The sequence below is a fragment of the Vibrio splendidus 12E03 genome (genome assembly GCF_000272105.2).
Taxonomy (GTDB): domain Bacteria; phylum Pseudomonadota; class Gammaproteobacteria; order Enterobacterales; family Vibrionaceae; genus Vibrio; species Vibrio splendidus_I.
The window spans coordinates 1-284 of the sequence record NZ_AJZD02000326.1; the positions used below are offsets into that span (position 1 = coordinate 1).

The following is a 284-nucleotide window of genomic DNA, read 5'->3' on the forward strand; positions in this document are numbered from 1 at the left end:
TCGACAATCTTCTTTATGCAGCAAAGCAGGCGGGACTAGACATTGGCATTTTTTGCGCATTACATACTTTTGGGAGACGGTTAACTTGGCACCCTCATGTACATGTTTCAGTGACCCTAGGCGGGATAAATGCACATGGTGATTGGAAAACGCTCGCCTATTGTCATGAAAAAGTCGAACAACGCTGGCGACATCAGCTCTGCGATTTACTTCTCTCTGAGTATGAATCTCTGAATATCGACGACGCAGACACACACTGCCGTGACTTTGATGAATTTCGTCGT

1 protein-coding gene is annotated in these 284 nt (G+C 45.8%); it reads left to right on the forward strand.

The features are described from left to right. The coding region (locus A142_RS24575) for a transposase (RefSeq protein ID WP_019823835.1) at nt 1–284 on the forward strand (284 nt) is incomplete at both ends.